Origin of the sequence: Rhodococcus aetherivorans, from assembly GCF_011058165.1 — a bacterium.
In the GTDB taxonomy this organism is placed as follows: domain Bacteria; phylum Actinomycetota; class Actinomycetes; order Mycobacteriales; family Mycobacteriaceae; genus Rhodococcus; species Rhodococcus aetherivorans.
Genome location: NZ_JAALEG010000006.1, coordinates 50525 through 64006, shown reverse-complemented (window position 1 = coordinate 64006; position 13482 = coordinate 50525). Strand labels below are relative to the sequence as shown.

The window sequence follows — 13482 nt, the reverse complement described above, 5'->3', positions numbered from 1 at the left end:
CCCTCCTTCTGCGTATCGGCCCGGTGCGGTGTCGTCCGGTGCGCTGCGGTCACCCACAATACGGACCCCGGGCGACGAGACGCATCGTCCGGCGCGTTGCCGACGCGTCGGATGGGTCTCGTGCCGGTTCCGATCGGGTCTCGGTCCCCGGCGTTCAGAGAATGCGCACCAGGATCTCCGAGTGTCCCGCCCGGATCACGTCGCCGTCGGCGAGCTGCCAGTCCTGCACGGGCGCGCCGTTGACGGTGGTGCCGTTGGTGGAACCGAGATCCGAGAGCATGGCCACCTGCCCGTCCCAGCGAATGTCGATGTGGCGCCGGGAGACACCGGTGTCCGGCAGCCGGAACTGGGCGTCCTGCCCGCGTCCGACGATGTTGCTGCCCTCCCGGAGCTGGTAGTAGCGCCCGCTGCCGTCCTCGAGCTGGAGCGTCGCGGTCAGCACCCGGCCGGCCTGCGGGGGCTGGTACGCGCCGGCGCCGTAGCCCTGATCCGCATAGCCCTGATCCGCGTACCCCTGGTCGGGGTAGCCCTGCTGGCCGTAACCCTGCTCCGCGTAGCCCTGGTCGGGGTAACCCTGTCCGGCGTAGCCCTGCTGGCCGTAAGCCTGGTCGGCGTAGCCCTGGTCGTAGCCGCCGGGCTGGGCGTACCCGCCCTGGTAGCGGTCGTCGCCGTAGGCCTGCTGCGACGGGTACTGCGGGGAGTAGTCGCGCCCGTAGTCCTGGCTGTACGCCTGTCCGGAGTGGCCGCCGTAGCCCCGCTCCTCGCCGTAGCCCCGGTCCTCGTGGCCGCCGGCCCGGCCGTAGTCCTGCTGGTCGTAGCCGCCGGCGTCGTAACCGCCCTGCTGCTCGCCGCCGTAGGGCGCCTGCGCGGCGGGATACGCCCCGCCGTTCCGCTGGCCCTGCTGGTAGCGCTGATCCTGGCCTACGTGCGCGTGACCGTTCCGCGCGTACTGCGGTTCGGCGCTCTCGGCGGGGTCACGGCTTGGGTCGTAGCCTGGATTCTGCGTCATCGAGCCAACTCCTGGGTCGGGGGTCACGGTTGAACGGTTGTGCGGTGTCCGCGAGGCCGGGGCGCGCACCGGTGAGCGCCCGACGTCGGGGTCGACCGACCCGTGCGTGCGGAACTGCCCGGTGTGCAGTGCCGCCGACGACTCGAATGCGACCTGGATCTGACCGTAGGTCTGCCACCCCTGCTCGCGGATGAAGTCCTCAAGGTGACGCGCGAACGCCTTCACCGTCAAGTCCCGATCCGCGGCGAGGGCTTCGTGATCGGATTCGCTGATCGTGATCACGTACCGGTTGGGAGCCAGCATGTGGCCCCGGTCGAGCTGCTGGACGCCGTCGGTGGCCTCGCGCTGGAGCGCGGCCTCCACTTCCTGCGGAACTACACCGCCACCGAAGACGCGCGCGAACACGTCGCTGACGGCAGCCTGCAGCTTGCGCTCGAATCGCTGCGCGATACCCACGGCGACCCCCTTTCCGGTCTGCGTGTCGCAATGCAGAGCTCGCTTCTGCATGGTATCGACTTTTCGTCCGATCCGGCCCGGTGGAGGGGGCGGCGCTGCCCCGGCGGGCCGGTGCAGCGCCGGCAAAGGGCCTCTGTGCAGGCGAATCGTTGTTCGGCGGGAGGGTGTGTTACTGTTCTCCAGTCGCTCGGGCGAGTGGCGGAATGGCAGACGCGCTGGCTTCAGGTGCCAGTGTCCTTCGGGACGTGGGGGTTCAAGTCCCCCTTCGCCCACCATGAGCAGTTCCACGAACTGCGACGGACGAGGTCACGAACTCGAAAGAGGTCGTGGCCTCGTTTCGTTGATCGATCGGACGGGCGGTCCGATTCGGGTTCGGTCTTCGGCCGTGTTGTCATAGAGCGGTGATGACCCTGACACAGCCCTGGTGGCCGTACTTCTAGCGGCCTTGTCGACTGTGTTGTCCGGCCGCCTTCTCCGCGGTCGGTGACGCTCACTTTCCTGTACGACGGTGATACCGGTCGGCGGGTGAGGTGGCCTCGATCCGAGAGGAACCACCCCGTGACCCACGACATCGATACCGCACCCACGACAGGTATCGGCGAGATGCTGATCAGCTCCCGTTCACTGGACGAGTACCGGTCGATGTTCAATCTCACCGACGTGGACCTGTCCCGCACAATCCTGGACTGTCCGGGTGGCGCCGCGGGGTTCACCAGCGCAGTGAACCGACTCGGCGGTGACGTGACCGCATGCGATATGGCCTATTTCGACCGCGAGACCGAACAACTCGCCGTCGTTGCGGTAGCTGAAACCGATCGTGGGAACCGGTACATCCGAGCCCACGCCGAACATTACGACTGGACGTTCTTCGCCGATCCCGACGAGCATGCACGCGTGCGTCGGCAGGCAGTCGAGGAATTCGCCGCAGATATCCGCCGGCATCCGCGCCGCTACGTTGCCGGGCGGTTGCCGTCCTTGCCGTTCCCCGATGCCGCTTTCGATCTCGTGCTCAGCTCGCACCTGCTGTTCAGCTATTCCGACCGCCTCGATCACACCTTCCACCTCGACGCGATCCGGGAACTGATGCGTGTCGCCCGCGGTGAACTGCGAGTCTTTCCGCTCGTGGTCTCGGGTTCCTCGGTTCGCTATCCCCGCGTGGACGAGCTGCTCACCGACCTTCGGAACCACGACATCGCCGGTGAAGTCGTCGAGGTCGACTACCGGTTCCAAAGGGGCGCTCACCACATGCTGGTGTGCCGCCACATCACCTCGCATGCTCCGGAAGCTGCAGGTTCGGCCTGAGACGGACTCGCGTCTCGGGTCAGGAAGTCCGCAAGGGTGGCCCTCGCCGAGCAGGACGGGTAATGCTCCGGAGAACTCAGGGAAAAGCTCTGGAACGCCTCTGCAGAAAGTGCTGCCGACCAGGTATCGCGAACCGCACACCATCACCTCGGGCCCCCGATCCATACGGATCGGGGGCCCGAGTCGTTGTCCGGTCGCTCGGCGCGCCCGCTCAGGAGCCGGAGCCGGCGAAGCGCGTCCGCAGGTTCGCGATCATGCAGTGCAGTTCCCGCTGGGTCTCGCGCAGCCGCCGGGCCTCCGCCTCGTATCGCTGTGCGGCGGCGACGGAGCCGCTGCCGCGTTCGATCCGCGCGCAGGTCTCGGCGGTCGTGAGTGCCGCGGCGACGCTGTCGTTCTCGCGGTGGAGGATGCCGAGGAACACCTGGCCCTGATGGGCGTCGGCGACGGTGTGCTCGTCGCCGGCCGCCGCGAGGTCGACGAGGTTCGTCGCGCCCCCTCGCGCGGGCCGGGCGGTCGTGCGGGTTGCCGTGCGGGTCGTGCTCATGGCGAGCAGTCTGGCACGTACCCGCGTCCTACATGCAGGATGCACGGACTGTTTTGCCCGACTCGGGACGTTTGCCCAGATGGTTGAGTGTTCAATCAGTTGCCGGGTGACGGGCATCTCCGCACAACCGCGTCCGGGGACGGTTCCCGGGGCTGAACAGGGCCAAACCTGATGTGACTCACTTCACGGAACTTTTGTTTCCGTACCCTAACCACCCCCTGTTACCCTTTCGATACCGCTGACCGCAGCTGATTTAATCGCTGCGGTCAGTTGTTATTTATGGGGTTTTTACGTTCGCGTGCTAGGTGATCCGGCCGCTCTCAGATTCCTGTGGTGCCCCGCGGATACGCCGCCGTGACGTCCGTCAGCACGTTCACCAGATACGGCACCCCGGACGCGAAGGCCCGGTCCAGCGCCGGACCGAGCTCCCGCGGATTCGTCACCAGCTCACCGCCCGCCCCGAGAGCGGTCGCGACCAGGTCGTACCGCGTGCCCGGCGCCAGGTCGGCTGCCACGTCGTACCCGTACAGCAGCTGCATCGGTCCCTTCTCGAGTCCCCACGCCGAGTTGTTGCCCACCACGATCACCACGGGCAGCTCGTGCCGCACGAGGGTGTCGATATCCATCAGCGACAGACCGGCAGCACCGTCGCCGAGCAGCAGCACCACCTGACTCGACGGTCGCGCCACCCGCGCCGCGACGGCCGCGCCGAGCCCGGCGCCGAGACAGCCGTACGGCCCCGGATCGAGCCACTGCCCGGGCCGCTTCGGCTCGACGAACTTGCCCGCGAACGACACGAAGTCACCGCCGTCGCCGATGATCACGGCGTCTTCGGCCAGCCGCGGCAGCAGTTCGCCGTAGATCCGGGCCGGGTGGATCGGATCGGCCTCGGCGGCCAGCAGGGCGGCGTCGCGCGCCGCGGCGGCAGTTACTTCGTCGCGCAGTCCGGTCACCCAGACGTCCGTGTCCGGGCGCGACGACAGCGCCGACAGGATGCCGTCGAGGCACGCCGTGAGGTCGCCGGACACCGAGCCGGCGAGTTCGGCGTGTGCCGACACCTGACCGGGGGAGTCGGCCACGTGCACCACCCGGGCCGTGGGCGCGCCGTCGCGCCCACCGAACCGGCCGTAGCCGAGGCGGAAGTCCAGTGGGGTGCCCACGACGATCGCCAGGTCGCAGGTCCCCACCGCGGTGCCGCGGGCCTTGGTGACGAGCAGGGGATGGCCACCCGGGACCACCCCGCGGCCCATGCCGTTGGTGATCACCGGGATGCCGGCCTCGTCGACGAACCGCAGTGCCGCCTCCTCGGCGTGATCGGCCCACACGTCGGTACCCAGCACCAGCAGCGGCCGCCGTGCCCCGGCGAGCAGGGCGGCGATCTCCGCCAGCGACTCGGAGTCGGGCTCGAGCCGGACCGCGGCCGGCGGCGACGGACGCGGCAGGGTGGCACGGCCGAACAGTTCGTCCATCGGCACGTCCACGAACGCCGGCCCCCGGTGCGACGTGCGGGCCGCCGTGAACGCCTCGTCGACCAGCGGGCCGACGCGATCCACGGTCGCCGCCGTCTCGGACAGCTTCGTGACGGTGGACAGCAGCGGCGGCTGGTCGAGTTCCTGCAGGCTGCCCGTGCCCCAGCGGGCGTTGGGTGCGCGGCCGCCGAGCACCACCAGCGGCGACCCCGCGAAGTATGCCTGGGTGACGGCACTGACGCCGTTCGTCACGCCCGGCCCGGCGGTGAGCACGGCCAGCCCGGGATGCCGCAGGAGCTTGCCGGTGGCCTCGGCGGCGAACACCGCGGTCTGCTCGTGGCGCACGTCGATCAGCCGCATGCGTGCTTCACCCTTGACCGCGGCGTCGTACAGCGGGAACACGTGCGCGCCGGAGAGGGTGAACATCGTCTCGACGCCGTGGGAGCGGGCCACCGCCGCGGCGTGATCGCCGCCGTGCCCCTCGAGGTCCGGGCTCATGGCGCGAAGGGTACGGCCGCGGGCACTGCCGTGGGGCGGGTTCGGGGGAACACGAGCGTGGTCGCCGGGCCGGGGGTCCGGGGCGGAGGCCGGCTTCCGATCGAAAGTTGTTGCAGTACAGCTGGAAAGACGCACCGGTGGATGCGTCACGCCCCTCGCCGGGTCGCGAGGCCGACCACGGCGTCGCGCAGGCCCGTCCAGTGCTCGGCGGTGGTCACCCGGCTCGCCGCGTACGACGCCCGCACGAGAAGCCGGGTGGCGCGTCGCCGGGCCCGGTCGTACCGGCCGAGCGCCTCGCGCACGTCGAACCGGGCGAGCAGATCCGCGAGGGTGGCCGCGTCGACGATCGCCTCGCAGGCACCGCGGCCGAGGTTGGGGGTCATGGCATGGGCGGCGTCGCCGAGCAGTGCGACATTGTCGCGCACGTACGACGGCAGCGGCGGGGACTGGTAGATCTCGTGGTGGAGCACCGTCGCCGGATCCAGGCGGTTCAGCACGTCGCGCACGGCCGGATGCCAGTCGCCGAACCGGGCGACGAGGTCGTCGACGCCGCCGGTGGTGCCGGCCGGCGCGCGGACGGCGGCGAACCAGTTGATCAGGCCGCCCTCGCGGGGCGTGATGCCGAACAGCGCACCCGCCCCCCACGTCTCGGTCGCGGTGTCCACGGTGCCGTCGACCCAGCCGCGCCACGCCGCGATGCCGGCGTGGACGGGCCGGTGGTCCGGGCCGAAGAGGGCGTCACGGGTCGGACTGCCCAGGCCGTCCGCGCCGATCACGACGTCGTAGCCGGCGAGCTCGGTCAGCGGCGGAGCGGGCCGGCCGAGCCGTACCGCCTCGTCGGGCAGGCCCGCGGCGAGCAGGCCCAGCAGGGCCGGCCGGGAGAGCAGTACGGCGGGACGCCGGGTGCGAAACCGTGCGAGCTCGCGGCCGTCGGGCCGCATGATCGCGCCGCGGTCCAGTGCGACGCCGAGCCGCTCGACGCCGCCGCCGAGCCCTGCCGAGGCGAGTGCGTCGAGCGCGGCCGGCCACATTCCCAGGGCCGTCCCGGTGGGCGGCAGCGCGGGGGAGCGCTCGAACACGTCGACGTGCCAGCCCCGCCGGATCAGTGCATTCGCTGCGGTGAGCCCGCCGATGCCCCCGCCGAGGATCGCGGCCTTGCCGCCGTTGTTCCTGGTCATGAAGTCAAGGTACTACGGATGTAGTGTCATGTCACTACTGTTGTAGTGTCGAGATGTGACCGACAAGCGCGCAGCGGTGCTCGACGCCGCGATCGACCTGCTCGGCCGGGAAGGGTTGCGCGGGCTCACTCATCGCGGGGTGGACGCGGCCGCCGGCGTGCCGGCCGGTTCCACGTCGAACTACTTCCGCACCCGCCGGGCCCTGCTCGAGGGCGTCCTCGACCGCCTCGTCGAGCGCGACCGGGCCGACGTCGCCGTCCTCGGCGGCGGAAACCTCCCGCGCACCGAGGAGGAGCTCGTCGACATGCTCGCCGGGTACGTGATGTTCGCGACAGGCCCCGATGCCGTACGTACCCGCGCCCGGTTCGCGCTGTTCGTCGAGGCCACCGCCTCGCCGTCGCTGCGACGGTCCGTGCAGCGCCGCCGCGACGAACTGCGGGGCATGGGCCTGGCGGTGCTCGCCGCCCTCGGGTCCTCGGATCCCGTCGCCGGGGCGCGCGTGCTCACCGACCACCTCGACGGGATGATCCTGCACCGTCTGACCTCGGACGATGTGGATCTCGACCCGCGCGACGACCTCCGCCGGATGGTGCGCGCGCTGCGGTGACGAGGCGCGCCGGGCGGCCGTGCGTCAACCGCGTGTTAACGGGCGGTCACCGGCTCGTTAGGGATGGATAGGATAGCCTTGGTTGCGTCGTCCCCCGGCGGCTGACATATCGTTGTATGCAACACGGTGGACACACGACGTCCAAGCCGACCGGGAGGTCCGGCCCGAGCTGCCGAAAATTGGCACCCGCATCGTCGCGGAAGGGCGGATACTGAACGGTGATCGGTGCCGATCCACCACGTGTCGGTACTTGCTCACGCAAGTAGATGGCCATCAGCGCTGCTGGTCGTCGCTGCAATCTAACGCAACGAAGGCTAGGTATGAAGCATCTTCCCGGGCCGCAAGGGCTCTACCACCCGGCGAACGAGCACGACGCCTGTGGTGTCGCATTCGTCGTCGACATGCATGGTCGCCGCAGCCGGGACATCGTGGAGAAGGCGATCACCGCTCTGGTGAACCTCGAGCACCGCGGCGCGGCGGGCTCCGAGTCGAACACCGGCGACGGTGCCGGCATTCTCATCCAGGTCCCGGACCGCTACCTCCGTGAGGTCGTCGACTTCGACCTGCCGCCGATCGGCTTCTACGCCACCGGCATCGCCTTCCTGCCGCAGGACGAGAAGGCCGCCGACGAGGCCGTCGCCGCGGTCGACGCGATCGTCGCCGAGGAGGGCCTGCAGGTCCTCGGCTGGCGCGAGGTTCCCGTCGACCCCTCCGACCTGGGAACGCTGGCCCGGCAGGCGATGCCGAGCTTCCGCCAGATCTTCATCACCTCGCCCGACCGGACCCTCGGTGGCCTGGAGCTCGAGCGGCGGGCCTACGTGGTCCGCAAGCGCACCGAGCACGAGCTCGGCCGCGAGGGCGCCGGCCAGGACGGCCCCGGCAGCGAGACGGTGTACTTCCCGAGCCTGTCGGCGTCGACCTTCGTCTACAAGGGCATGCTCACCACGCCGCAGCTCGAGGGCTTCTACCGCGATCTGCAGGACGAGCGCGTCGAATCGGCGCTGGGCCTGGTGCACTCGCGCTTCTCCACCAACACCTTCCCGTCGTGGCCGCTGGCGCACCCGTTCCGCCGTGTCGCCCACAACGGCGAGATCAACACCGTCACCGGCAACGCCAACTGGATGCGTGCCCGCGAGGCGCTCATCGACTCCGACGTGTTCGGCGGCCGCGAGAAGCTCGAGAAGATCTTCCCGGTCTGCACCGAGGGCGCGTCCGACACGGCCCGCTTCGACGAGGTGCTCGAACTCCTGCACCTCGGCGGCCGCAGCCTGCCGCACGCCGTGCTCATGATGATCCCCGAGGCGTGGGAGCGGCACGAGTCCATGGACCCGGCCCGTCGCGCGTTCTACGAGTACCACGCGGCGCTCATGGAGCCGTGGGACGGCCCGGCGTCGGTGTGCTTCACCGACGGCACCGTCGTCGGCGCGGTCCTCGACCGCAACGGCCTGCGCCCGTCGCGCGTGTGGGTCACCGACGACGGCCTCGTGATCATGGCCTCCGAGGTGGGCGTGCTCGACATCGAACCGCAGAAGGTCGTGCGCAAGCTGCGCATGCAGCCCGGTCGCATGTTCCTCGTCGACACCTCGCAGGGCCGCATCATCGACGACGAGGAGATCAAGAGCGCCCTCGCCGCCGAGCACCCCTACCAGGAGTGGATCGACCAGGGCATCGCCCGGCTCGAGGATCTGCCCGAGAGCAAGTACACCTACATGTCGCACGAGCGGGTCGTGTTGCGGCAGCAGGTGTTCGGGTACACCAGCGAGGAGGTCAACCTCCTGGTCAAGCCGATGGCCGCGACCGGCGGCGAGGCGCTCGGCTCGATGGGCACCGACACCCCCATCGCCGTGCTCTCCGCGCGTCCGCGAATGCTGTTCGACTACTTCTCGCAGCTGTTCGCGCAGGTCACCAACCCGCCGCTCGACGCCATCCGGGAGGAGGTCGTCACGAGCCTGGGCGGCATGCTCGGGCCCGAGGGCGACCTGCTGAACCCGACCGCCGACTCGTGCCGGCAGATCCTCGTCTCCGCGCCGGTCATCGACAACGACGACCTGCAGAAGCTGATCCACGTCAACGACGACGGCAAGTTCCCCGGCTTCAACAGCGTCATCATCCGCGGCCTGTACCCCGTCGCCGAGGGCGGCGAGGGTCTGCGCCGCGCGCTCGAGAACATCCGCGGCGAGGTCTCCGAGGCCATCGAGAAGGGCGCGCGCCTGATCCTGCTGTCGGACCGCGAGTCCGACGAGAACCTCGCGCCGATCCCGTCGCTGCTGCTCACCTCCGCGGTGCACCACCACCTCGTCCGCGAGAAGACCCGCACCAAGGTGGGCCTGCTCGTCGAGGCCGGCGACGCCCGCGAGGTGCACCACATCGCCGCGCTGTGCGGTTTCGGTGCGGCCGTGGTCAATCCGTACATGGCCTTCGAGACCATCGACGAGCTGCTGCAGAACGGCGACCTGCCGGACGGCATCACCCTCGACAAGGCCCTCGCGAACTACATCAAGGCCGCCTCGAAGGGCGTGCTCAAGGTGATGTCCAAGATGGGCATCTCCACGCTCGCCTCCTACACCGGTGCGCAGCTGTTCCAGGTGATCGGCCTCTCGCAGGAGGTCGTCGACGAGTACTTCACCGGGATGCAGTCGCAGCTCGGCGGAATCGGCCTCGACGAGATCGCCCAGGACGTCGCCGCCCGGCACTCCCTCGCCTTCATGGACCGTCCGTCGGAGCACGCCCACCGCGAGCTCGAGGTCGGCGGCGAGTACCAGTGGCGCCGCGAGGGTGAGTTCCACCTGTTCAACCCGGACACGGTGTTCAAGCTCCAGCACGCCACCCGCACCGGGCAGTACTCGATCTTCAAGGAGTACACCAGGCTGGTCGACGACCAGTCGGAGCGGCTCGCGTCGCTGCGTGGCCTGTTCGAGTTCCGCAAGGGTGCCCGCCCGGCGGTGCCGCTCGAGGAGGTCGAGCCGGCGAGCGAGATCGTCAAGCGGTTCTCCACGGGTGCGATGAGCTACGGCTCGATCTCCGCGGAGGCGCACGAGACCCTCGCGATCGCGATGAACCGCCTCGGCGCCCGCTCGAACTCCGGTGAGGGCGGCGAGCATCCGGACCGCTTCACCCCGGACGCGAACGGCGACTGGCGTCGCTCGGCGATCAAGCAGGTCGCCTCCGGCCGGTTCGGTGTCACCGCGCACTACCTGACGAACTGCACCGACATCCAGATCAAGATGGCGCAGGGCGCCAAGCCGGGTGAGGGTGGTCAGCTGCCCCCGCACAAGGTGTACCCGTGGGTCGCCGAGGTGCGTGGTTCGACGCCGGGCGTGGGCCTGATCTCGCCGCCGCCGCACCACGACATCTACTCGATCGAGGATCTCGCGCAGCTGATCCACGACCTGAAGAACGCCAACCCGCAGGCCCGCATCCACGTGAAGCTGGTCTCCGAGATCGGTGTCGGCACCGTCGCCGCGGGTGTGTCGAAGGCCCACGCCGATGTGGTGCTGATCTCCGGTCACGACGGTGGCACCGGTGCCTCCCCGCTGACCTCGCTCAAGCACGCGGGTGCGCCGTGGGAGCTCGGCCTCGCCGAGACGCAGCAGACGCTGCTGCTCAACGGTCTGCGCGACCGCATCGTCGTGCAGGTGGACGGGCAGATGAAGACCGGCCGCGACGTGGTCATCGCCGCCCTGCTCGGCGGTGAGGAGTTCGGCTTCGCCACCGCTCCGCTGGTGGTGTCCGGCTGCATCATGATGCGCGTGTGCCATCTCGACACCTGCCCGGTGGGCGTGGCGACGCAGAACCCGGTGCTGCGCAAGCGGTTCACCGGCAAGCCGGAGTTCGTCGAGAACTTCATGCTCTACATCGCCGAGGAGGTGCGCGAGTACCTGGCCGAGCTGGGCTTCCGCTCCCTCGACGAGGCGATCGGCCGGGTCGACATGCTCGACACCACCAAGGCCGTCGACCACTACCGTGCCTCGAAGCTGGACCTGTCGCCGCTGCTGGAGCAGACCCGTTCGCCGATCTTCTGCGAGCAGGACCTGCACTGCACCAAGGAGCAGGACCACGCCCTGGACAAGGCGCTCGACAACGAGCTCATCACGCAGGCGAGGCCGGCGCTCGAGTCGGGTACGCCGGTGACGATCGAGACCAAGATCGCCAACGTCAACCGCACCGTCGGCACCATGCTCGGCCACGAGCTCACCAAGGTGTACGGCGGGGAGGGCTTGCCGGACAACACGATCGACATCACCTTCACCGGTTCGGCCGGCAACAGCTTCGGCGCGTTCGTGCCCAAGGGCATCACGCTGCGGTTGTTCGGCGACGCCAACGACTTCGTCGGAAAGGGCCTGTCCGGTGGCCGGATCGTCGTCCGCCCGCCGCTGAACGCGGCGCCGGGCTTCGTCGCCGAGGACAACATCGTCGCCGGCAACGTGATCCTGTTCGGTGCCACCAGTGGCGAGGCTCTCATCCGCGGCGTGGCGGGTGAGCGGTTCGCCGTGCGTAACTCGGGTGCCACGGCCGTCGTCGAAGGCGTCGGCGACCACGGCTGCGAGTACATGACCGGTGGCAAGGTGGTCATCCTGGGCAAGACCGGACGCAACTTCGGCGCCGGCATGTCCGGGGGTGTCGCGTTCGTGTACAACCCCGATCGCGACTTCGAGGACAACCTGAACACCGAGCTGGTCGATCTCGAGGACCTCGAGGGCGAGGACTTCCTCTGGCTCAAGGGCGCCATCGAGCGCCATCGTGACGAGACGGGCTCCGAGGTTGCAGCCCGCATTCTGGCCGACTGGTCGCAGCAGGTCAGTCACTTCGCGAAGGTCATGCCTCGCGATTACAAGAAGGTACTCATGGCAATCAAGGACGCCGAGATTCGAGGCGCGAACGTGGACGAGGCGATCATGGAGGCGGCTCGTGGCTGATCCGACCGGTTTCCTCAAGCACGGCTCGCGCGAAACCCCTGTGCGCCGGCCGGTTCCGCTGCGGCTGCTCGACTGGAAGGAGGTGTACGAGCCGTTCCCGCTCGACACCCTCCAGGTCCAGGCCAGCCGCTGCATGGACTGCGGTATCCCGTTCTGCCACAACGGTTGTCCCCTCGGGAACCTGATTCCCGAGTGGAACGACCTGGCCTACAAGGGCAAGTGGAACGACGGCATCGAGCGCCTGCACGCCACCAACAACTTCCCGGAGTTCACCGGCCGGCTGTGCCCCGCACCGTGTGAGGCCTCCTGCGTCCTGGGCATCAACCAGGACCCGGTGACCATCAAGCAGGTCGAGGTCGAGCTCATCGAGAAGGCCTTCGACGAGGGCTGGGTCGCGCCGGTCATGCCGTCGAAGCTGACCGGCAAGAAGGTCGCGGTCGTCGGCTCCGGTCCGGCGGGTCTGGCTGCAGCGCAGCAGCTCACCCGCGCCGGCCACGCGGTGACCGTGTTCGAACGCGAGGACCGCATCGGTGGTCTGCTGCGCTACGGCATCCCCGAGTTCAAGATGGAGAAGGCCGTCATCGACCGCCGCCTCACGCAGATGGAGGCCGAGGGCACCGTCTTCAAGGCGGGCGTCAACGTCGGTGTCGACATCACCGCCGACGAGCTGCGCGAGCAGTTCGACGCGGTCGTGCTCGCCGGTGGCGCCACCGAGGCCCGTGACCTGCCGATCCCCGGTCGTGAGCTCGACGGCATCCACCAGGCGATGGAGTTCCTGCCGATCGCCAACCGCGTGCAGCTCGGCGACCTGTCGGAGCCGACCATCACGGCGAAGGGCAAGAAGGTCGTCATCATCGGTGGCGGTGACACCGGCGCCGACTGCCTCGGCACCTCGCACCGTCAGGGCGCGGCCAGCGTGCACCAGTTCGAGATCATGCCGCGTCCGCCGGAGCAGCGCGCCGAGTCGACCCCGTGGCCGACCTACCCGCTGATGTACCGCGTGTCCTCCGCGCACGAGGAGGGCGGCGAGCGCGTGTTCTCCGTCAACACCGAGCAGTTCGTCGGCAAGGACGGCAAGGTCGCCGCCCTGAAGGCGCACGAGGTGAAGATGGTGAACGGCCGCTTCGAGAAGGTCGAGGGCACCGACTTCGAACTCGAGGCCGACCTGGTGCTGCTCGCCATGGGCTTCGTCGGCCCCGAGAAGCCGGGCCTGCTCACCGACCTCGGCGTGGACCTGAACGAGCGCGGCAACGTCGCCCGCTCGACGGAGTGGGCCACCAACGTCGACGGCGTCTTCGTCGCCGGCGACATGGGCCGTGGTCAGTCGCTCATCGTGTGGGCCATCGCGGAGGGTCGTTCCTGCGCGGCGGCGGTCGATCGGTACCTCGAGGGTGCAACGGTGCTCCCTTCGCCGATCACCACCACCACGATGCCGCAGCGCTGAGCGCTGAGGTAGCAGAACCCACGACGGGCGCGCCCACCGGAAATCCGGTGGGCGCGCCC

The 13482-nt window shown here is 69.3% G+C and carries 8 protein-coding genes and 1 tRNA gene; 5 read left to right on the top strand and 4 right to left on the bottom strand.

All coding sequences use genetic code 11. The annotated features are described in order from the left end of the window. Positions 1-154: 154 nt before the first annotated feature. A complete protein-coding gene (locus G6039_RS04160; RefSeq protein ID WP_072633822.1) occupies positions 155-1516 on the bottom strand; it encodes an FhaA domain-containing protein in 1362 nt (453 codons plus the stop codon). Positions 1517-1654: 138 nt separating this feature from the next. On the opposite strand from G6039_RS04160, the gene G6039_RS04155 reads away from it, so the two are divergent. Together G6039_RS04155 and G6039_RS04150 are read left to right on the top strand one after the other, a co-directional pair. Beyond that, positions 1655-1740 (top strand) — tRNA-Leu (locus G6039_RS04155). A gap of 283 nt (positions 1741-2023) precedes the next feature. Beyond that, the gene (locus tag G6039_RS04150) at positions 2024-2767 is read left to right on the top strand and encodes a methyltransferase domain-containing protein (RefSeq protein WP_006942178.1); all 744 of its coding nucleotides are present in this window, start codon (positions 2024-2026) and stop codon (positions 2765-2767) included. Positions 2768-2978: 211 nt separating this feature from the next. Here G6039_RS04150 and G6039_RS04145 read toward each other — a convergent pair whose 3' ends face one another. The 3 genes from G6039_RS04145 to G6039_RS04135 form a co-directional block, all read right to left on the bottom strand. Further along, the gene (locus G6039_RS04145) at positions 2979-3311 is read right to left on the bottom strand and encodes a hypothetical protein (protein ID WP_029546827.1); all 333 of its coding nucleotides are present in this window, start codon (positions 3309-3311) and stop codon (positions 2979-2981) included. Positions 3312-3631: 320 nt separating this feature from the next. Further along, positions 3632-5278: an acetolactate synthase gene (locus G6039_RS04140; protein WP_043799074.1), complete on the bottom strand. Its 1647-nt coding sequence runs from the start codon at positions 5276-5278 to the stop codon at positions 3632-3634. Between the two features lie 146 nt (positions 5279-5424). After that, positions 5425-6456 (bottom strand): FAD-dependent monooxygenase, encoded by a 1032-nt coding sequence (locus tag G6039_RS04135; RefSeq protein WP_043799072.1) that lies wholly within the window; start codon positions 6454-6456, stop codon positions 5425-5427. A 55-nt stretch (positions 6457-6511) separates the two neighbouring features. Here G6039_RS04135 and G6039_RS04130 point away from each other — a divergent pair, with 55 nt between their 5' ends. The 3 genes from G6039_RS04130 (at position 6512) to G6039_RS04120 (ending at position 13423) form a co-directional block, all read left to right on the top strand. Further along, positions 6512-7063: a TetR/AcrR family transcriptional regulator gene (locus G6039_RS04130; protein WP_006942168.1), complete on the top strand. Its 552-nt coding sequence runs from the start codon at positions 6512-6514 to the stop codon at positions 7061-7063. Positions 7064-7383: 320 nt separating this feature from the next. Continuing rightward, entirely contained in the window at positions 7384-11979 is a 4596-nt protein-coding gene (gene gltB / locus G6039_RS04125) for a glutamate synthase large subunit (RefSeq protein WP_006942166.1), read from the top strand. Then, on the top strand, positions 11972-13423 hold the full coding sequence (locus G6039_RS04120) for a glutamate synthase subunit beta (protein WP_006942164.1): 1452 nt from the start codon (positions 11972-11974) through the stop codon (positions 13421-13423). The genes gltB and G6039_RS04120 overlap by 8 nt, the downstream gene beginning before the upstream one ends. Positions 13424-13482: the final 59 nt, after the last annotated feature.

Coding starts and splice junctions, on each gene's coding strand:
- G6039_RS04135 (WP_043799072.1), bottom strand. CDS start 6,456: ATGACCAGGAACAACGGCGGCAAGGCCGCGATCCTCGGCGGGGGCATC.
- G6039_RS04145 (WP_029546827.1), bottom strand. CDS start 3,311: ATGAGCACGACCCGCACGGCAACCCGCACGACCGCCCGGCCCGCGCGA.
- gltB (WP_006942166.1), top strand. CDS start 7,384: ATGAAGCATCTTCCCGGGCCGCAAGGGCTCTACCACCCGGCGAACGAG.
- G6039_RS04140 (WP_043799074.1), bottom strand. CDS start 5,278: ATGAGCCCGGACCTCGAGGGGCACGGCGGCGATCACGCCGCGGCGGTG.
- G6039_RS04160 (WP_072633822.1), bottom strand. CDS start 1,516: ATGCAGAAGCGAGCTCTGCATTGCGACACGCAGACCGGAAAGGGGGTC.